This window comes from Pseudomonas sp. 1 R 17 (assembly GCF_900067035.1).
Taxonomy (GTDB): domain Bacteria; phylum Pseudomonadota; class Gammaproteobacteria; order Pseudomonadales; family Pseudomonadaceae; genus Aquipseudomonas; species Aquipseudomonas marginalis.
The window spans coordinates 37,428-57,071 of sequence record NZ_FKLB01000048.1 but is presented as its reverse complement, the minus strand read 5'-3'; the positions used below and the strand labels follow the sequence as shown (position 1 = coordinate 57,071).

Below are 19,644 nucleotides of genomic sequence, written 5' to 3'. Positions count from 1 at the left end.
GGTTCATCACGGAATCCCGGGAAACACAGAAACAAGAACGCCGATTTGATTGATGATGTTCGTGCGAGCAAACACATCTAAAAAACCGGCGTTCTTATGCGTGATATTAATACTTTCCTTCCTTTTTGGGAGGGCTTTTCTGTCGTCACGATCAAGCCCGATGGTGACGCTCTAAAGATCGATCTGATTCCCCACGCCACCCGATTCCCTTCCTGCGGCGGCTGCCAAAAACCTTGTTCAACCACTCATGAGTATTGCGAGCGAACCGTTCGTGATCTGCCCATTCTCGGTCGCGCGGTGAGCCTCAGCATTTTGCTCAGGCGTGTTGGCTGCCGCGACTGTGGAAAACGCATGGAGGCCGTCAGTTGGCTGGATCGCTATGCCCGCATGACGCGCCGCTTGGCCGAGGCGGTCATTCAGGCCTGCGAGCGCCTTCCCACCTTGCACGTGGCCCAGATGTTTGGACTGCATTGGGACACTGTTCGGTTGCTGGAGCGTCGAGCCTTGCAGGCGGTGTTGAGTGAGTTGCCGAAGGCGCAACCACGACGCCTGATCATGGACGAGTTCGCGTTATTCAAAGGTCATCGTTACGCCAGCGTTGTGCTGGATGCCGATACACGACGAGTGCTGTGGATCGGTGAAGGCCGTAGCCGAGCGGCAGTCAGGCCGTTCTTCGAGGAACTGGGGCCGGAGGGCTGCGCTCGAATCGAAGCGGTGGCGATGGACATGAATACTGCTTTTGATCTGGAGGTTCGCCAGCATTGCCCGAAAGCGCGAGTGGTCTACGACCTTTTCCATGTGGTGGCCAAATATGGCCGAGAGGTGATTGATCGGGTCCGCGTCGACGAAGCTAATCGGCTGCGTCATAACAAGCCGGCTCGCAAGGTCATCAAGCAGGCACGATGGCTGTTGCTGCGTAACCCACAGAACCTGAAAACGCCGGAACAACAGGTCCATTTGCAGGATTTATTGGAGGCCAACCAATCGCTGATGACAGTTTATTTGATGAAGGCTGAACTCAAAACGCTCTGGACACCGAGCACTGCCTGGACCTGGAGATCGGCCTGGAAGCAATGGCTGCGCCATGCATATGAAAGCGAAATACCGGCTCTGATCCAGTTTGCCAAACGGCTAAAGGGTTATTGGCGGGGCATCGTCAGTCGGGTTCGCTGGCCGATGCACACCGGTCAGTTGGAAGGAATAAACAATCGAATAAAGGTCATCAAACGGATGGCGTACGGTTACCGGGATAGCGAATTCTTCTTCATGAAGATCAAGAGCGTCTTTCCCGGTAATCCGTGATGAACCAAAAAAAAGCCAGCACAGGGCTGGCTTCGGCTTTCAGTGGCGGATCAATTGGCTTCTGCGGCCGCCTCTACGTCGTGCGCGATAAGCGAGACGAGGGCATTTTGCTGGCGGTGGGAGAGCTGACGAAAACGCTGCAGCAGTTCGCGCTCGTGCAGCGACAGCTCGGGGCTGTCCAGGCGCATGCTCAGTTCGTCACCCAGCGCACCTTCCTGAATAAGGCTCTGCTCCAGGCGCGCGATGATTTCGGAGTTCATGCTGCGGTGATGATTGCGAGCCACCTCGGCAATGCGTTCCCGCATTCCGTCTGGCAGACGTACGACGAACTTGTCAGCCGTACGGCTGGAATAAATTGCCTGTTTCAATGGGCGCATATATTTAACCGGTTAGTTCAGGGGAGCGGTTATTGGAATTGGCCGCAAGATGAGTGTTAAGACAAGACTCACGACCAAAGTTCAACCCGAATTGCAAAGAGGCCGCATCATGCCTCAGATTTGCCAGTTCCTTGGCGTCAATTCTGTGACAAATATTGAACTGCCTAGAGGCTTTATGCCAGCACTCATTTGCATTTTTGCGGACTGGTTGGAAAACTTTTCCATGAGTGATTCCACGAGGGAACTTCCCGTAAGTCCAGGCCACCACAGGGTTTGAGGTCGCACATCCTATAGCAAAGTGGCCTTTTGCCCTTAGTTTTAAGACTAGTGGCAATTTGCCAATTTACTAGGACGAGGCGACATAAGGTAGGGGGAGGGCAGTGCAGAGAAGGGAGGGGTCAGCGTAAAACCGGGTCAAATTTGATTCGGCGACCCACGACGAGCGTCAACAGAAGCAGGCCTGCGAAAACGCCGGCGGCGACGAATGCGCTGGTTTGCCCATTCTGGGAGCTTGCACTCAGGCCCATAAGGCCAGTGGCGATGGTCAGGCTCAGGAACAGCCAGGCAAATTTGCTCATGATCAGCGTCCTTAAAAAACCCAGTGTTCAGATGCCGGCGCGGCCTGGGTGCCTTGAGTCAGGCGTACTGGCGCTTGTGCATTCGGTGTCATCACGGCCAGTTGCGGACGTTGTTGCAAGTGGTGGGGAACTGCCTGCTGGCTGATCTGGGCGGGGTCGTTGCTGCCAGTCGATTGAAAGTGGAACATCACCAGTGCAGCCAGGGCGACGGTGTTGAGAGCTAACAGAATGGCACTGTTCATGGTCATGTTCTCCGTTTAACGCACTGGCTGAATGGGGTTTGCAGGAGAACTGTTGCAGGTGTCGTGCCAATGTATTAATTCAATAAAATCAATGGCTTGAGTTTGATTTGGCGGGCTGAAGGATTGCAATTTGCAATGCTGGCATTTTGGGTGGTTGCATTTTGCACGATGAGGCCAGGTGCCCGTATTCGCGGGGCGAAACCGCAATTGCCCGGGCAAGGCTCGGCCTACACTTAAAAAGCCCACGGACGACATGACAAAACCCACCTCGGCCGTTAACATGCACGCCGTCCGTCGCAGTGCCCTTGGCCTGATGGCTGTCATTTGTCCCAGTAGCTCAATTGGATAGAGCATCCCCCTCCTAAGGGGAAGGTTGGCCGTTCGAACCGGCCCTGGGACACCAGATTCGTAGCCCATAGAGAAAGCCCCGTACAGAACCTCCTGGCGGGGCTTTTTTGTGCGTGCTCGATCTTTTTGCACGCAGGTCGAACCTTGCCGCCGATCAAGGTTCACAGCAGGTGCCGTGATGTATTTGTCGCAACCATGTACCTTGCGCGCCATCCGACAGCGTCTGAGCTGTTAAGCAAAATAATCCCCGGAAACAGCGCATGTTGCCTGTCCGGACCCGGTCACCCCGGACTATCATGCCGATAGCCCTGTCTCTCACCGCAAGGAGCCGCTCGGAACGCCGATGCGCCAGATCTGGAAATCTTTTCGAGCCCTTTATTTCGCCTCCTTGATGATGCTGATTGGCTCCGGCCTGCTCAGTACCTACCTGGCCTTGCGCCTGGCGGCCGACCATGTCGACAGCCTTTGGGTGGGTGCGCTGATGGCGGCCAACTACTTTGGCCTGGTACTGGGCGGCAAGATCGGGCATCGCCTGATTGCCCGGGTCGGGCATATCCGCGCCTATGCCACCTGTGCCGGGATTGTCGGTGCGGCGGTGCTGGGCCATGGCCTGGTCGATTGGCTGCCGGCCTGGATTGTGCTGCGGATAATCGTGGGCCTGGGGATGATGTGCCAGTACATGGTCATCGAGAGCTGGCTCAATGAGCAGGCAGATGCCAAGCAGCGTGGCGTAGTGTTCAGCGGTTATATGATCGCCTCCTACCTGGGTCTGGTATTGGGCCAGTTGATACTGGTGATGCATCCCCAGCTTGGCCTTGAGCTGCTGATGCTGGTGGCGCTGTGCTTCGCCCTGTGCCTGGTGCCGGTGGCCATGACCCGGCGCATTCACCCGGCGGCCTTGCATCCTGCGCCGATGGAGCCGCGCTTCTTTATCAAGCGCGTGCCGCAGTCGTTGAGTACGGTGTTGGGGGCGGGGTTGATCGTCGGGTCGTTCTACGGCCTGGCGCCGCTGTATGCCTCCCAGCAAGGGCTGAGCACCGAACAGGTGGGTCTGTTCATGGGTAGCTGCATTTTTGCCGGGTTGCTGGTGCAATGGCCCCTGGGCTGGTTGTCGGATCGTTATGATCGCGCGCTGCTGATCCGCTGCTTTGCCTTGTGCCTGGCGGTGGCGGCACTGCCGTTGGCAATCATGACCCAGGTGCCGCTGGAGGTGCTGTTCGTGGCGGGCTTCCTGTGTTCTCTCGTGCAGTTTTGCCTGTATCCCTTGGCGGTGGCGTTTTCCAACGACCATGTGGAAGGGGATCGCCGGGTATCGCTGACGGCCATGCTGCTGGTGACCTACGGTATCGGCGCCAGCGTCGGGCCGTTGCTGGCGGGTGTGGTGATGAAGCTGTTCGGCAGCCAGATGCTGTATGCGTTTTTCAGTCTGTGCGCGCTGATCCTGGTGTGGCGAATCCGGCCTAAGGCGGTGACCAATCTGCACCAGGTGGAAGATGCCCCCCTGCATCACGTGGCAATGCCCGACAGTATGTCGAGTTCACCGCTGGTGGCGGCGCTGGACCCGCGGGTCGACGAGCAGGTGGTGCAGGAGCAGATGCAGACTGTCCCTGATCCCGAGCCGCAGGTCGATCCGGAGCCGCCGGTGGATGAGCCCGTCTTCGAAGGGCCACCTGAGCCCCTGGGGCCGGACGAGCATCCTCACGAATTGAGCAGGGCGCGCCCCTGAAAATAAAAACGGGCAGATCCCAAAGGGTCTGCCCGTTTTTTTCTGCGATCGTTAAGGATCAAAAATCGTCGTCTTTGTCGAACCGTCGTGCTTCACGCTGCAGCTGGTACACAAAGCGCTCGACCTGGCGTTGCACCAAACCACTCATGTTGTGGAAGCGCACGCCGGCAAAGGTCGTGTTGATTCTTTCTTCGAAGTGCAGGTATCGCAGTTCGACGGCGGTGGTCATGCTGCCAAACGGCAGGGCTGCGATAAAACGGTCGTAGACCTGGCCCAGTTGCAGGCGCTCGGAAATATCCCCTTCAAAACGCAATTTGCAGCCGGTGGCGGAAATATCCAGCAGTTTGCCGTTGACCGGCAGCTGAAGTTTCTCGCCGCCCAGCTCGATATTCACCAGTTGCGCCAGCTTCAACGCGGCGCGGAAGGCATTGCGGCGCTGATGGTAGACCACCTCGTCCGGCAGGCTGCCGGTGTAGATACGGTGGCCGCCTTTTTCGCTGATGGTCAGGGTGCCTTTGCTTTCCCAGGCGACGCGTACGCCATCATGGAAACCTTCGATGCGAAAGGGTTCGCCGTTTTCGAGGTGGCGCTCGCCGTCGCGGGGGATCATTTCGTCCAGCGCCAGCATGTTGCTGTCGCGGTTGACGTCCACCAGGTAGCTCTGGAAGCGCTGGCTGCGTTCGTGGAAAGTGATGATCAGCGGATCATGGCTGTCTTGCAGCATCCGCAAGGTGCCGGCGATTTCCAGAGGCGTGGTGAGGACCTTGGGTGGCTGCGGGGCATCTTCCGCATTAAGGGCGTTGAACACGGTTCTTCCATCTCCAGACAAAATACGACTACACGCAAGAACCGGCATTTTGCCAGCATGTGGCGCGCCTTGGATAGGGCGCGCTGTAAACCGGTGTCAGGCTTGGCTGCGGGTGCTTGGCTTGACCAGGCGCGAGGTGGAGCCCTGGGCGTTATAGAGTGCCGGAGGCTCTCCGCCGTGGAGTATACGCAACTGGTTGGCGGTCGTGGCTTGCTGAAGCTGGATCGACTGACCGTTAAGCAGGTTGGCTTCCTGGCACTGGGCGAGCAATTGGTTGAGTTCTTTGCTCTGGGCCAGCAGTTGATCGCCGACCGAGGAGTGGCTGGCCAACTGCGCCAGGCCGTCGTGGTCTGCCGGCAGGCCGAGGCTGATGAGGATCTGGCTGCGTTTTTTGCCGTGCTGTTCCAGCAGGACGATCAACGACTGCTTGCGTGCCAGAATTTCTTCCAGCAGCGGCATGTCCCGGCCATAGAGGGCCAGTGATTCTTCTTTGAGCAGCTCGAGCAATTGTTGCGTCGGCGCTAGATCATCAATGATCAGTTGAAGCAAATGTTCGTCGTGATGCATGGCTGGCCTTGGGTTTTAAGCGTCCAAAAGCCCTGCGCAGGCCTTTGCCTAGCGCTCGGCTTCGAAGTTAAGCAGCTTGCTGGCTACACGGTTGCTGTCGACTTTATAGCTGCCATCGGCGATCGCCTGTTTCAATTCGGCCACGCGGGCTTTATTGACGACCGGTTGATCGCGCAGCGAGTCAGTGACCTTCTGCAACTGTTGAGCCTCATTGCTCAGGTGTACGGATTCCCCGCTCTGGCTGGCACTGGCCTGTTCTGCCTTGGCGGGCAGCGCCGGGGCCTTGGCTTCTACGTTGTCCTTGGGACTGGTGGTGCGCGTAGTGCCTGACGTCGTCGGGGTGTTATTCAAACGGCTGAAATCGATGACCATGATAAAAAAACCTCTGGGTATTTGGACGCTTGCCATGTTTTCGGCCATACCCGGACAAACTTTAGGCGCGAATGACAATAAATCTCCGCACGGGGCCTCTCGTGCACAGTGTAGGAAAACCCAGCGTCCTGTACCAGTAATCTATAAAGCGACCTCGACTTGCCCTGGGGCTGTCACCCGCGCCTTGATCACGCGGTTGGAGTTGAGGTTCTTGACGCGAATCTGTTCGCTCATGCCGCCGTTGGACAGTGCTTCGCCCGGCATTTTCACATTCAAGCCGCCGCTGCTCGCGGAAATCACCACCTGATCGCCCTTGCGGATGACCTCGGCCTGTTCCAGGTGCACCAGCGTAATCACCTGATCGGTGACCACTGGTCGGGTCAATTTCTGCCCGATGGCCTGGTCCAGGGATGTCAGGTAGCCCTGGCTGATCTGGCTGATGTCGCGCTCACGCAGTACGACGTCCTCGAAATCGATGATGCCCGTGCGCTTCAGCGGGCGGGCAACCACCACCACATCACGGAACAATTTGACCTGGGCCGGTACGAACACGGTCCAGGGCGAGGCGCCTTCGCAGCGTACCTTTACCGTTACGCGCCCGATGGGTTGGGCGGGACTTTCCAGGGTCGCTGTCAATTCCTTGTCGCACATCGGCATACGCAGACGCGGGTCCAACTGGTTGACCTGGATTTCATAACGCCCCGGCGTCTGTGTGGTTGCCAGATAATCTTCTACAGTGAACTCAAGAAAGCCTTGAGTGACGCCGATAAGTAGATCAGGCAAGGTGACGTTCTCTGCACGGGCCGTGGTGCCCAGGCTGAAGGCAAGCAGCGCCAGCGGTACGCAGAGCAATCTGCAAAACCGTGTCAGGTGAAGGCGTCGGGAAACTGTCGTTTTAATGTCCATAATTCAACAAATAGCAAAGCTCGTGCCGTTTTAGTGTTGGGGGCGCGCCGCCCTTGTAGGTATAGCCAAAGGTTTTAGCGTAGGAGTCATGGCATGGCAGGAGTAATGGATTCAGTAAACCAGCGCACACAGCTGGTAGGGCAGAATCGCCTGGAGTTGCTGCTGTTTCGCCTGGATGGCAAGCAGCTGTATGGCATCAACGTATTCAAGGTGCGGGAAGTGCTGCAATGTCCCAAGCTGACGATCATGCCCAAGTCCAGTCCGGTGGTGTGCGGTGTGGCGAATATTCGTGGTGCGACTATCCCGATTCTTGACCTGGCCCTGGCCACCGGTTCGGCTGGCCTGCAGGATCGCGAGAACCCGTTCGTGATCATTACCGAGTACAACACCAAGACCCAGGGTTTCCTGGTGCGCTCGGTGGAACGCATCGTCAACATGAACTGGGAAGAGATCCATCCGCCGCCCAAGGGCACTGGTCGCGATCACTACCTCACGGCGGTGACGCGGGTCGATAACCAGTTGGTGGAGATCATCGACGTGGAGAAGATCCTCGCCGAAGTGGCGCCCACCTCGGAGTCGATTTCCGTGGGTGTGGTCGACGCCGAAACGGCCCACAAGGCGGTCTCGCTGCGTGTGCTGACGGTGGATGACTCCTCGGTGGCGCGCAAACAGGTGACTCGCTGCCTGCAAACCGTCGGCGTGGACGTTGTCGCCCTCAATGACGGGCGCCAGGCGTTGGATTACCTGCGTAAGCTGGTGGATGAAGGCAAGAAGCCGGAAGAAGAATTCTTGATGATGATCTCTGACATCGAGATGCCGGAAATGGACGGCTATACCCTCACTGCTGAGATACGCAGCGATCCACGCATGCAAAAACTGCATATCATCCTGCATACTTCGTTGTCGGGCGTATTCAATCAGGCGATGGTCAAGAAAGTCGGTGCCGATGACTTCCTGGCCAAATTCCGCCCTGATGACCTGGCATCCCGGGTAGTCGACCGGATCAAGGCAGCAGATCACGGCTAGGGTTTTCCCCTGGCGGTCATACGATTTTAGAGGCGGTATCAGTGTCTACGGGTAATTTGGATTTTGAACAGTTCCGGGTCTTCCTGGAAAAAGCCTGTGGCATATTGCTCGGTGAAAACAAGCAATACCTGGTATCCAGCCGTCTTAACAAACTGATGGAGCAGCAGGGCATCAAGTCCCTGGGCGAGTTGGTTCAACGGATCCAGGGCCAGCCGCGCAGTGGCCTCAAAGAGATGGTGGTCGATGCCATGACCACCAACGAAACCCTATGGTTTCGCGATACCTACCCCTTTGAAGTGCTCAAGAGCAAAGTGCTGCCGGAGGCCATCAAGGCCAGCCCGGGCCAGCGCCTGCGTATCTGGTCGGCCGCCTGCTCTTCGGGTCAGGAACCGTACTCGATTTCGATGTCCATCGATGAGTTCGAGCGGACCAACATGGGCCAGCTTAAAGCCGGGGCGCAGATCGTCGCCACCGACCTGTCCGGCACCATGCTCACCAATTGCAAGACCGGCGAGTACGACAGTCTGGCCCTGGGCCGTGGCTTGTCCCAGGAACGCCTGCAACGTTACTTCGACCCGAAAGGGGCAGGGCGTTGGGCGGTCAAGACGCCGATCAAGAACCGTGTTGAGTTTCGCTCGTTCAACCTGCTCGACAGCTACGCCAGCCTGGGCAAGTTCGACATGGTGTTCTGCCGCAACGTGCTGATCTACTTCTCGGCCGAGGTGAAGAAAGACATCCTGTTGCGCATCCACGGCACCCTCAAGCGTGGCGGCTACCTGTTTCTCGGTGCATCCGAGGCGCTCAATGGTTTGCCGGATCACTTCCAGATGGTGCAATGCAGCCCTGGGATCATCTACCAGGCTAAATAATCAGGCCACATAATAATATGGGAGGGGGCTTGCCCCCTCCCATATTTGTTTCTGCGGCAAAGTTAAAGAAAGCGGCAACTCCCCATTGCCGCTTTACTGGCGCCACGCGGAAACCCGTTGCCGCTTTTCTGGCATTGCCGCCGGCAAGCTCCTCGCAACCCCTTGATTTACGGGGGTATCAGATATTGGCATGCGCCTTGCTATAACCCTGTTAACAGCAGGTCAGCCTAAAGGTTTCCGCCATGAGCATCAGCTTCGATAAAGCGCTCGGTATCCACGAACAAGCCCTGGGCTTCCGCGCCCAGCGTGCCGAAGTCCTGGCCAACAACATTGCCAACGCCGACACCCCGAACTACAAGGCTCGGGACCTGGATTTTTCCGCCGTGCTCGCCGCACAGCAGGACAAGACCAAGAACGGCACCTTCGCCTTGAACATGACCAACAGCCGTCATATCGAAGCGCAAGGCCTGAGCAGTGGTGACGAGTCGCTGCTGTATCGCACGCCGATGCAGCCGTCGATCGACCAGAACACCGTCGACGCCCAGCTGGAGCAATCGGCCTATGCCGAGAACTCGGTGAACTTTCAGGCCAGCTTTACCCTGCTCAACAGTAAATTCAAAGGGCTGATGTCAGCCCTGCGTGGAGAGTAAGCCATGTCCCTGTCCAGTGTTTTCAATATTGCCGGCAGTGGCATGAGCGCGCAGACCACGCGCTTGAACACCGTCGCCAGTAACATCGCCAACGCCGAGACCGTGTCTTCGAGCATCGACCAGACCTACCGCGCCCGTCACCCGGTGTTCGCCACCATGTTCCAGGGCGGCCAGAGCGGTGGCAGCGATTCGCTGTTCCAGAACCAGGACGCCGCCGGCCAGGGCGTGCAGGTCCTCGGTGTGGTCGAAGACCAGAGCAACCTCGAGGCCCGTTACGAGCCGAACCATCCTGCCGCGAACGAAAAGGGTTATGTCTATTACCCCAACGTCAACGTGGTCGAGGAAATGGCAGACATGATCTCCGCCAGCCGCTCGTTCCAGACCAACGCGGAAATGATGAACACCGCCAAAACCATGATGCAGAAGGTCCTGACCTTGGGTCAGTGATAAGGGGCGCCAAATAATGGCCATCGTTGATACCACGACCAACACGGCAGTCCAGGACCTTTTCAACTCCAAGGTCAAGACCGCCACCGACAACACCACCGTCGCCGACGCTACCAAGACGGCGACGGGCAGCCAGTCCCTGGGCAAGGATGCGTTCCTGCAACTGCTGGTGACCCAACTGAAAAACCAGAACCCGCTGTCGCCTCAGGACAACGGTGCGTTCGTGGCCCAGCTGGCGCAATTCAGCAGCCTGGAAGGCATCAACACCCTGAACGACTCGGTCAATGCGATCTCCAGTAACTTCAGCTCGTCGCAGGCGCTGCAGGCTTCGTCGCTGGTGGGGCGCTCGATCATTACCCAGACCAACAAGGCCTTGGTGGACACGAGCAAGAGCATGACCGGTTCGGTGGCGGTGACTGCGGCGACGGGCAACGTTTCGATCAAGATCTCCGATAAAGACGGCAACGTGGTGCGCACTATCGATATGGGTGCCCAAAGCGCGGGTTCGTCAGACTTTATCTGGGATGGCAAGAACGAGAACGGTGAGGTCGCCCCGGCCGGCACCTACACCTTCGCGGCGACGACCAAGAACGACAAGGGTGAGTCGGTGGCCATGGCGACTTCGTTGCCGGCAACGGTGACCAGCGTGACGTTGAGCAAGACCGGCGGCGAAATGCTGCTGAACCTTGCAGGTGGCATGGGCAGCGTCAAGCTGTCGCAAATTCAGACTATCGGTACATAGAGCCGGCTAAATACGGCAGAGGGAGAGAAACATGTCTTTTAATATCGGCCTTAGCGGCCTCTATGCGGCCAACAAACAACTGGACGTAACCGGCAACAACATTGCCAACGTTGCGACCACTGGCTTCAAGTCGTCCCGTGCGGAATTCGCGGATATCTACGCCGCGTCCAAACTGGGCACCGGCCAGAACAGCATCGGCAACGGTGTGAACCTGGCAGCGGTGTCCCAACAGTTCACCCAGGGTGACGTCAACAACAGCGGCGGCGTGCTGGACATGGCGATCCAGGGCGGTGGCTTCTTCGTGCAGAAGGGCAGCGATGGCTCGCTGGAATACACCCGTAGCGGTGCCTTCCGTGCCGACAAAGACGGCTATATCACCAACAACACCGGTACCTCGCGCCTGCAGGGCTACGCGGCAGATGACGACGGCAAGATCATCAAAGGCGGCTTGACCGACCTGCAATTGAACCTGTCGTACCTGCCACCGAAGGCGTCCACCAAAGTGGACTCCACCAGCAACCTGAACTCGTCGGAGCCGGTGATCAACCAGACCACCAAGCCGTTCGACCCGACCGACACCACCACTTTCACCACCCAGTACAGCACCACCCTCTATGACTCCCAGGGCAACTCCCACGAGATGGTGCAGTACATGGTGAAAACCGACGCCAACCAGTGGAGTTCCTACACGCTGATTGACGGTCGTAACCTGGATGGCTCCAAGCCTACCACCACCGGTACTACTGCTCCCGTGCCGTCGATATTGAGCTTTGACGGTGCAGGTAAACTGACGGGTATCAGCACCGGTGGTGTGGCGGGCACGACCCTGACGCTCACCGGTTGGATCCCGGGCTCGGTGACCAACGGCGTATGGACGGCTAACAAGGCTACAGCGCCAAACATTGCCGTCAACATGGCCAATATCACCCAGTACAACTCCGCCAGTTACCGCAACCCGCCGACCACCGATGGTTACGCCACTGGCCAGATCACCGGCCTGAAAATCGACGGCAATGGCGTAATGTTCGCCACGTTCAGCAACCAGCAGAGCAAGGCCATCGGCCAGATCTCCCTGGCCAGCTTCAACAACGAGCAAGGCCTGCAACCATCGGGCGGCACCACCTGGAGAGAGACCTTCGCCTCGGGCCAGCCGGGTTACGATGCCCCGCAATCCGGTACCCTGGGTTCGATCGTGGCCAACTCCCTGGAGAACTCCAACGTCAACCTGACCAACGAGCTGGTGGACCTGATCAAGGCCCAGAGCAACTACCAGGCGAACGCCAAGACCATCTCCACCCAGAGCACCATCATGCAGACCATCATTCAGATGACCTGATGCCATGGCGTAATGCGCTTGTTTAAAAACCCCTCGATCGAGGGGTTTTTTTTTGACAAGAATCGAATGGAACATTCTGTGCCTGTCGCGTCACCCATCATCCGAAAGCCATTGAGCTATCTGACATCGGGAGAGGGGGCATGGGGAGCTTATTATCGGAGGTTGGCCATCACAGCAGCAATTCGCATTTTCATACTGTAGGACCGGGGTGGTATCCGGCTTGGGGGGGTGGGCCGACTGCGCATAAGGACAGCGTCGGAAACCTGCTCAGGGCACTTGAGGATGCGAAAATTACTGGCAAGAGCCAACTTGTCAGAGAGCTGCGCGACAAACTTTATGAAAAACGCGAGGAGCTCGGCGATGCAAGGTTCAAGGGCATCCTTAATGAGTTGATCGGGGCGGATGAAACATCTAATGCGCCTCGTGCGTCCCATGGGTTTCTCAGGGAGCAGTTAAGGGAATGGTTCTCTGAGTCAGGTGTGGCGCCGGGAGGCGGCGGTAGTCACGGCCGCAGTGGTGGGGTGAGTGGCGGTTACGGGAATAACAGTAGTGTTTTCGGTGGTGGGCCACGTGATTCTGGTGGTGGGCCACGTAATTCTGGCGGTCCGCTTTTCAGTGGGGCAGACCTCGGTGATTATCGGCCCGATTTGTCTCTTGATAACCCCGGTAAAAAACCCAAGGACGTCTTTACCGGATTTAGTCAGGGGGCCGAGGGTAACTGTGGAACCGTCTCTGCGATCAAAGCGTCAATGATGCATTTTGGTCAGAAGGCTACTGATGTTTTTAAGGAGGTGAAAGAGGCTGGGGATGGCTACGACGTAACCATGCGGGACGGCTATAAGCTTCATCTCACTAAGGATGAATTGAGGCAGGCTGCCATCGCAGCGAACTTCAAGGGTGATGATAAGGAGCTGATGAAGGAAGCTATTTTTATGTTTGCCGTAAGTGCCAAGCGCGCCCAAGAAGAAGGCAACGATGGTAAGGGGGGAATGACTTACGCGCAGGCGCTTGCTTCGTTAAATGATGGGGAGTGGAGTAAGGAAGCCTTTGATCGTCTGGGCTTGAAGAACCACGTCAGGCAAGTGAGCCTGGACGATTTGGCCAAAGGGGTCGTCGGTACTGCCGACACGTCTTTGCATTCGGTGGCAGTGGTTCACGGCAGAAAGGAGCTGTGGGGGAAGGTTGGAGGGCGTCCAACGGAAGGCATAGCCTTTGGTTTCATATGACTTGTGCCGCGGATGCCGGCGCCAAATAAAGCCGTTGCGGTGTTTGTTGCAAACCCCCCCGATAAACCCTACTGCATCCAGGTCTATCGGGGGGGAGCAAGCCCTGGGCATTCAGCCCCGGGATCGGCTCAGCTTATTGACAAGCTTCGCAATCCGGCTCGTCGATCGCGCAGGCCTTTGGCACTGGCGCCGGGCCGGCAGGCGCGGCGAGCACCGAATCATCACCGTGGTTACCGCTGGACACAGCGTTCAGCTTGCCGGTGTTGATGGTCGACTTCTCGGTGCTGGTCGCGGCCAGGGCACGGAGGTAGTAAGTGGTTTTCAGGCCACGGTACCAGGCCATGCGGTAGGTCACGTCGAGCTTCTTGCCCGATGCGCCGGCGATGTACAGGTTCAGGGACTGAGCCTGGTCGATCCACTTCTGGCGACGGCTGGCGGCATCGACGATCCACTTGGTGTCCACTTCGAAGGCGGTCGCGTAGAGCTCTTTGAGTTCCTGCGGGATGCGTTCGATCTGCTGCACGGAACCGTCGTAGTACTTCAGGTCGTTGATCATGACCGAGTCCCACAGGCCGCGGGCTTTCAGGTCGCGGACCAGGTACGGGTTGATCACGGTGAATTCGCCCGACAGGTTCGATTTCACATACAGGTTCTGGTAGGTCGGTTCGATCGACTGCGATACGCCCGTGATGTTGGCGATGGTCGCGGTCGGTGCGATGGCCATGATGTTGGAGTTACGGATGCCTTTCTGCACACGGGCACGTACCGGTGCCCAGTCCAGGGATTCGTTCAGGTCAACGTCGATGTACTTCTGGCCACGCTGTTCGATCAGGATCTGTTGCGAATCCAGCGGCAGGATGCCCTTGGACCACAGCGAACCCTGGAACGTCTCGTAGGCGCCGCGCTCGTCGGCCAGGTCGCAGGAAGCCTGGATCGCGTAGTAGCTGACCGCTTCCATGGACTTGTCGGCGAACTCGACCGCAGCGTCCGAACCGTAGGGAATGTGCTGCAGGTACAGTGCGTCCTGGAAGCCCATGATGCCGAGGCCGACCGGACGGTGCTTGAAGTTGGAGTTCTGCGCCTGTGGCACCGAGTAGTAGTTGATGTCGATCACGTTATCGAGCATGCGTACGGCGGTGTTGACGGTGCGTTCCAGTTTGGCGGTGTCCAGCTTGCCGTTGACGATGTGGTTCGGCAGGTTGATCGAGCCCAGGTTGCAAACGGCGATCTCGTCCTTGTTGGTGTTCAAGGTGATCTCGGTGCACAGGTTCGAGCTGTGGACCACGCCCACGTGCTGCTGCGGGCTGCGCAGGTTGCAAGGGTCCTTGAAGGTCAGCCATGGGTGGCCGGTTTCGAACAGCATGGACAGCATCTTGCGCCACAGGTCCTTGGCCTGGATGGTCTTGAACAGCTTGACCTTGCCTGGGTATTCGGTGAGGGCTTCGTAGTACTCGTAGCGCTCTTCGAAGGCCTTGCCGGTCAGGTCGTGCAGGTCCGGCACTTCGGATGGCGAGAACAGGGTCCACTTGCCGTCATCGAAGACGCGCTTCATGAACAGGTCAGGGATCCAGTTGGCGGTGTTCATGTCGTGGGTACGACGACGGTCATCACCGGTGTTCTTGCGCAGCTCGATGAACTCTTCAATGTCCATGTGCCAGGTTTCCAGGTAGGCACACACGGCGCCTTTGCGTTTGCCGCCCTGGTTGACCGCTACGGCGGTGTCGTTCACGACTTTCAGGAACGGTACGACGCCCTGGGACTTGCCGTTGGTGCCCTTGATGTACGAACCCAGTGCGCGCACTGGTGTCCAGTCGTTGCCCAGGCCACCGGCGAATTTGGACAACATGGCGTTGTCGTGGATCGCGTGGTAGATGCCCGACAGGTCATCCGGCACGGTGGTCAGGTAGCAGCTCGACAGCTGTGGACGCAGGGTACCGGCGTTGAACAGGGTCGGAGTGGACGACATGTAGTCGAAGGACGACAGCAGGTTGTAGAACTCGATCGCACGGTCTTCCTTGTGCTTCTCTTCGATCGCCAGGCCCATGGCCACGCGCATGAAGAACACTTGCGGCAGTTCGAAGCGGATCCCGTCCTTGTGGATGAAGTAACGGTCGTACAAAGTTTGCAGGCCCAGGTAGGTGAACTGCTGGTCGCGCTCGTGATTGATCGCCTTGCCGAGTTTTTCCAGGTCGAAGGTGGCCAGGATCGGGTTCAGCAATTCGAATTCGATACCTTTGGCGATATAGGCAGGCAGCGCCTTGGCGTACAGGTCGGCCATCTCGTGGTGGGTGGCGCTGTCGGCCACGCCCAGGAAGCCCAGGCCTTCGGCACGCAGGGTGTCCATCAGCAGGCGCGCGGTCACGAACGAGTAGTTCGGCTCGCGTTCAACCAGGGTACGGGCGGTCATCACCAAGGCGGTGTTGACGTCGGTCAGGGCCACGCCGTCGTACAGGTTCTTCAGGGTTTCGCGCTGGATCAGGTCACCGTCGACTTCTTCCAGGCCTTCGCAGGCCTCGGTGATGATGGTGTTCAGGCGGCCCAGGTCCAGCGGGGCGAAGCTGCCGTCGGCCAGGGTGATGCGGATCGACGGGTGCGCTTGCACGGCGGCTTCTTCGGCCGGGGTGCGGACGGCACGTTCCTTGGCGCGCGAATCGCGGTAGATCACGTAGTCGCGGGCCACTTTCTGCTCGCCGGCACGCATCAGGGCCAGTTCGACCTGGTCCTGGATTTCTTCGATGTGGATGGTGCCGCCCGACGGCATGCGACGCTTGAAGGTCGCGGTGACCTGTTCGGTCAGGCGGGCAACGGTGTCGTGGATGCGCGACGAGGCAGCAGCGGTGCCGCCTTCAACTGCAAGAAACGCTTTGGTGATGGCGACGGTGATTTTGTCATCGGTGTAAGGAACGACAGTCCCGTTACGCTTGATCACGCGCAATTGGCCAGGTGCAGTGGCGGACAGATCCATATTCGAATCAGCGGCCTGCGGCACGGAGCCTTGCGGGTTCTCGCGAGTTGTGTCGGTTTGCATGGGGGGTTGTCTCCACATTTCTATATTTATTTGGGCACCATCACGGTGCCCACCGTTCCGTCCTGAAGCACTTACAGCAGGCCTGGGCCTGGCATAACAACTTCGGGACAGGAGGAAGGGAGCTGATCGCGCCGCTTCCATGCCGAAGTCTTCGGTTCGGGGCTCAAACGCCCTTGGCCGTATTCCTGGTGGGTGACAGTTGCCAGGTTCAAGCACTGCAACACCCGTACCGTTTTCCGCTGTTGGAGCTGGAAAACGGCTGCCATCCGCTTGAGCGGTTTGGGCTTTCAAAAAATGCTTGGATTAGACCCAACAGGAGCAAGAAAGGGCTTGAGTTTCTTGTCTGATTTGTGTTGGGTCTTTTCGCTGAAAACCCTACATGTAGGGTTTTTTTAGCGCCGAGCTACAAGATAATGCGTTTTGGGGGGCTTAGCAACGTACTGCCTGTGGATAACGTTGTGGGTAAAATGTGTATGAAACGTGGAACACCCGTGTAGGCCGCAGCACTGCTGGATTCGGCCGTTTGTCACTGAATATTCCAAGTTGAAAACAGCCGGTTGGATTTTTGAGGGCGCGAACCCTATCACAGAAAAGCGCGATCACCGAATGGATTTCCCGGCTTGTGCGAGAGGGCTTGGGCATGACTACAATCGGCCTCTGTTATGCCCTCAAAACATTACAAATAAGGTGTGGCCTCCTCGGCCAACGCATCCCTTTATAACAACGAGGATCACCCGTGGAGCAAGAAGCCTGGCACATCCTGATCGTCGAGGACGACGAGCGACTCGCCGAGTTGACCCGCGATTACCTGGAAAGCAACGGCCTGCGGGTTTCCGTGGAAGGTGATGGCGCCCTGGCTGCGGCGCGGATCCTCGCCGAGCAACCGGACCTGGTGATTCTCGACCTGATGCTGCCCGGCGAAGACGGCCTGAGCATTTGCCGCAAAGTGCGCGAACGCTACGACGGCGTGATCCTGATGCTCACCGCCCGCACCGACGACATGGACCAGGTGCTCGGCCTGGACATGGGCGCCGACGACTACGTGTGCAAACCCGTGCGCCCGCGCCTGTTGCTCGCGCGTATCCAGGCCCTGTTGCGCCGCAGTGAGCCGGCCGAACCCGCCAGCGTGGAAAGCCAGCGCCGCCTGCAATTCGGCCCGCTGCTGGTGGACAACGCCCTGCGCGAAGCCTGGCTGCAGGGTGACGGTATCGAGTTGACCAGTGCCGAGTTCGACCTGCTGTGGCTGCTGGTGGCGAATGCCGGGCGCATCCTGTCCCGCGAAGAAATCTTTATCGCCCTGCGCGGCATAGGCTACGACGGCCAGGACCGCTCCATTGATGTGCGCATCTCACGGATTCGCCCGAAAATCGGCGATGACCCGATCCACCCACGGCTGATCAAGACCATCCGCAGCAAAGGCTATCTGTTCGTCCCTGAAGCCGCTGCCGATATGCCGTTGTGAACTCGATCTTCCTGCGTATCTATGGCGGCATGTGCGCGGCGCTGATTCTGGTGGCGCTGCTCGGCGTGCTGGCCCTGCACCTGCTCAACGAGGTGCGCAGCGGCCAATACCGCGAGCGCCTGGCCCACGGCACCTTTGCCTTGATGGGCGATAACCTGCAGCCCATGAGCCCCATCGAACGCCAGCGCGCCCTGGCCGTGTGGGAGCGCTTGCTCGGCATCCCCCTGGAATTGCGCGGCCTCACCGATGCCCAACTGGACCTCAGCCAGCGCACCCGCCTGCAACGCGGCCAGGTGCTGGTGGAGCAGACCGGCCCCCATGCCGCCCGGGTGCTGCGCCTGGTCAGCGATAAGGAACAGTGGGTGCTGACGGGGGAGGTGCAGCAGATCAGCGAGCAACTGGCCCGCGCGACCATTTACTTGCTGGCCGATGAACTGGTGCGCTTCCCCGTGGCCGAGCAGCCGCAACGGCTGGCGGATATAAAGGAAGCCAAGGGCTTTGGTTTCGAAATGCACCTGATGACCCTGGATCAGGCCGATATGGACGACGACCAACGCCGCCGTGTATCGGAGGGCGATACGGTCATGGCCCTGGGCAAGGGCGGCGATTCGATCCGCGTGTTTGCCGGCATGGTCGGCACGCCCTGGGTGCTGGAGCTCGGCCCGCTGTACCAGATGAGCCCGTACCCGGCGCAATGGCTGGTCCTGATCGCCTTGATCGGCCTGACCCTGATCGGCCTGATTGTCTATCTATTGGTGCGTCAGCTTGAGCGCCGGCTCCGAGGCCTGGAAGCCGCCGCCACGCGCATCGCCAAAGGCAACCTCGAGGTGCGTGTGCCGGCCCGGGGTGCCGACTCGGTGGGGCGCCTGGCGGCGGCCTTTAATGGCATGGCCGAGCACCTGCAGCAACTGCTGGCAATCCAGCGCGAACTGGTGCGCGCGGTGTCCCATGAACTGCGAACACCGGTGGCACGCCTGCGCTTCGGCCTGGAGATGATCGGCGACGCCGCCACGCCTGAAGCGCGGCGCAAGTACCTGGAAGGCATGGACAGTGATATCCAGGACCTAGACGGCCTGGTGGATGAAATGCTCACCTACGCAAGGCTTGAGCAGGGTGCGCCGGCGTTGATTTTCCAACGGGTCGATCTCGATGCGCTGCTTGATCAAGTGATCGGCGAATTATCGCCACTGCGCCCGCAAGTGACTGTGGCCAGGGGGATTTGCCTGTCGTCGGCACATTGGGATGACGCTTGGGTCGATGCCGAACCGCGCTACTTGCACCGCGCCCTGCAAAACCTGGTGAGCAACGCCATGCGCCACGCCCAGGGCCAGGTGTTGATCAGTTATCAGGTGGGCCAGGTGCGCTGTCGCATCGATGTGGAGGACGACGGGCCCGGTGTGCCGGAAAGTGCCTGGGAGCGTATCTTCACGCCGTTCCTGCGCCTGGATGACAGCCGCACCCGTGCCTCGGGCGGGCATGGCCTGGGGTTGTCGATTGTGCGGCGCATCATTTATTGGCACGGCGGGCGAGCGTTGATCAGCAAGAGCAACAACCTGGGCGGCGCCTGCTTCAGCCTGAGTTGGCCCAGAGATCAAGACAAACCCTGACGTCTTATCCCACGCCGAGCAAATC

The 19,644-nt window shown here is 58.7% G+C and carries 19 protein-coding genes and 1 tRNA gene; 12 read left to right on the top strand and 8 right to left on the bottom strand.

Annotated elements, in window-relative coordinates; genetic code table 11:
* The first annotated feature begins 96 nt into the window (after positions 1 to 96).
* A complete protein-coding gene (locus tag BFP99_RS17095) occupies positions 97 to 1,302 on the top strand; it encodes an ISL3 family transposase (RefSeq protein ID WP_065947083.1) in 1,206 nt (401 codons plus the stop codon).
* Positions 1,303 to 1,352: 50 nt separating this feature from the next.
* Here BFP99_RS17095 and BFP99_RS17090 read toward each other — a convergent pair whose 3' ends face one another.
* The 3 genes from BFP99_RS17090 to BFP99_RS17080 all read right to left on the bottom strand — a co-directional run bounded on the left by BFP99_RS17090 (position 1,353) and on the right by BFP99_RS17080 (position 2,499).
* On the bottom strand, positions 1,353 to 1,679 hold the full coding sequence (locus BFP99_RS17090; RefSeq protein ID WP_003175643.1) for an Arc family DNA-binding protein: 327 nt from the start codon (positions 1,677 to 1,679) through the stop codon (positions 1,353 to 1,355).
* A gap of 398 nt (positions 1,680 to 2,077) precedes the next feature.
* The gene (locus tag BFP99_RS17085) at positions 2,078 to 2,257 is read right to left on the bottom strand and encodes a PA3371 family protein (RefSeq protein ID WP_065947766.1); all 180 of its coding nucleotides are present in this window, start codon (positions 2,255 to 2,257) and stop codon (positions 2,078 to 2,080) included.
* A gap of 11 nt (positions 2,258 to 2,268) precedes the next feature.
* The gene (locus BFP99_RS17080; RefSeq protein WP_065926187.1) at positions 2,269 to 2,499 is read right to left on the bottom strand and encodes a hypothetical protein; all 231 of its coding nucleotides are present in this window, start codon (positions 2,497 to 2,499) and stop codon (positions 2,269 to 2,271) included.
* A 326-nt stretch (positions 2,500 to 2,825) separates the two neighbouring features.
* On the opposite strand from BFP99_RS17080, the gene BFP99_RS17075 reads away from it, so the two are divergent.
* Positions 2,826 to 2,902 (top strand) — tRNA-Arg (locus BFP99_RS17075).
* A 288-nt stretch (positions 2,903 to 3,190) separates the two neighbouring features.
* Positions 3,191 to 4,573 (top strand): MFS transporter, encoded by a 1,383-nt coding sequence (locus tag BFP99_RS17070; protein WP_065926186.1) that lies wholly within the window; start codon positions 3,191 to 3,193, stop codon positions 4,571 to 4,573.
* A gap of 58 nt (positions 4,574 to 4,631) precedes the next feature.
* On the opposite strand, the gene BFP99_RS17065 is transcribed toward BFP99_RS17070, so the two are convergent.
* From BFP99_RS17065 to flgA, 4 genes are all read right to left on the bottom strand, one after another.
* Positions 4,632 to 5,381 (bottom strand): flagellar brake protein, encoded by a 750-nt coding sequence (locus BFP99_RS17065; RefSeq protein WP_065926185.1) that lies wholly within the window; start codon positions 5,379 to 5,381, stop codon positions 4,632 to 4,634.
* A gap of 96 nt (positions 5,382 to 5,477) precedes the next feature.
* A complete protein-coding gene (locus tag BFP99_RS17060; RefSeq protein WP_027607781.1) occupies positions 5,478 to 5,948 on the bottom strand; it encodes a flagella synthesis protein FlgN in 471 nt (156 codons plus the stop codon).
* A 48-nt stretch (positions 5,949 to 5,996) separates the two neighbouring features.
* A complete protein-coding gene (gene flgM / locus BFP99_RS17055; protein ID WP_065939081.1) occupies positions 5,997 to 6,320 on the bottom strand; it encodes a flagellar biosynthesis anti-sigma factor FlgM in 324 nt (107 codons plus the stop codon).
* 141 nt (positions 6,321 to 6,461) lie between these two features.
* Positions 6,462 to 7,226: a flagellar basal body P-ring formation chaperone FlgA gene (gene flgA / locus BFP99_RS17050; protein ID WP_065947765.1), complete on the bottom strand. Its 765-nt coding sequence runs from the start codon at positions 7,224 to 7,226 to the stop codon at positions 6,462 to 6,464.
* Positions 7,227 to 7,319: 93 nt separating this feature from the next.
* Between flgA and BFP99_RS17045 the strand changes: the two genes are divergently transcribed.
* The 7 genes from BFP99_RS17045 to BFP99_RS17015 all read left to right on the top strand — a co-directional run bounded on the left by BFP99_RS17045 (position 7,320) and on the right by BFP99_RS17015 (position 13,522).
* On the top strand, positions 7,320 to 8,252 hold the full coding sequence (locus BFP99_RS17045) for a chemotaxis protein CheV (RefSeq protein ID WP_027607784.1): 933 nt from the start codon (positions 7,320 to 7,322) through the stop codon (positions 8,250 to 8,252).
* 41 nt (positions 8,253 to 8,293) lie between these two features.
* A complete protein-coding gene (gene cheR / locus BFP99_RS17040) occupies positions 8,294 to 9,121 on the top strand; it encodes a protein-glutamate O-methyltransferase CheR (protein ID WP_065947764.1) in 828 nt (275 codons plus the stop codon).
* Positions 9,122 to 9,363: 242 nt separating this feature from the next.
* The gene (gene flgB / locus BFP99_RS17035; RefSeq protein WP_003175633.1) at positions 9,364 to 9,771 is read left to right on the top strand and encodes a flagellar basal body rod protein FlgB; all 408 of its coding nucleotides are present in this window, start codon (positions 9,364 to 9,366) and stop codon (positions 9,769 to 9,771) included.
* Between the two features lie 3 nt (positions 9,772 to 9,774).
* A complete protein-coding gene (gene flgC / locus BFP99_RS17030) occupies positions 9,775 to 10,218 on the top strand; it encodes a flagellar basal body rod protein FlgC (protein WP_024076985.1) in 444 nt (147 codons plus the stop codon).
* A gap of 16 nt (positions 10,219 to 10,234) precedes the next feature.
* Positions 10,235 to 10,960, top strand: a complete 726-nt coding sequence (flgD, locus tag BFP99_RS17025) for a flagellar hook assembly protein FlgD (protein WP_027607786.1) — start codon at positions 10,235 to 10,237, stop codon at positions 10,958 to 10,960.
* Positions 10,961 to 10,991: 31 nt separating this feature from the next.
* Positions 10,992 to 12,296 carry a flagellar hook protein FlgE gene (flgE, locus tag BFP99_RS17020; protein WP_065926182.1) on the top strand — a complete coding sequence of 435 codons (1,305 nt, stop codon included), beginning with the start codon at positions 10,992 to 10,994 and terminating at the stop codon, positions 12,294 to 12,296.
* A gap of 140 nt (positions 12,297 to 12,436) precedes the next feature.
* Entirely contained in the window at positions 12,437 to 13,522 is a 1,086-nt protein-coding gene (locus tag BFP99_RS17015; RefSeq protein ID WP_141690792.1) for a hypothetical protein, read from the top strand.
* Positions 13,523 to 13,655: 133 nt separating this feature from the next.
* Here the strand turns inward: BFP99_RS17015 and BFP99_RS17010 are convergent, their stop codons facing one another.
* The gene (locus BFP99_RS17010) at positions 13,656 to 16,550 is read right to left on the bottom strand and encodes a ribonucleoside-diphosphate reductase subunit alpha (protein WP_065947763.1); all 2,895 of its coding nucleotides are present in this window, start codon (positions 16,548 to 16,550) and stop codon (positions 13,656 to 13,658) included.
* A 736-nt stretch (positions 16,551 to 17,286) separates the two neighbouring features.
* Between BFP99_RS17010 and BFP99_RS17005 the strand changes: the two genes are divergently transcribed.
* The gene (locus tag BFP99_RS17005; RefSeq protein WP_065926179.1) at positions 17,287 to 18,012 is read left to right on the top strand and encodes a response regulator; all 726 of its coding nucleotides are present in this window, start codon (positions 17,287 to 17,289) and stop codon (positions 18,010 to 18,012) included.
* Positions 18,009 to 19,619: an ATP-binding protein gene (locus tag BFP99_RS17000; RefSeq protein WP_065926178.1), complete on the top strand. Its 1,611-nt coding sequence runs from the start codon at positions 18,009 to 18,011 to the stop codon at positions 19,617 to 19,619. The genes BFP99_RS17005 and BFP99_RS17000 overlap by 4 nt, the downstream gene beginning before the upstream one ends.
* Positions 19,620 to 19,644: the final 25 nt, after the last annotated feature.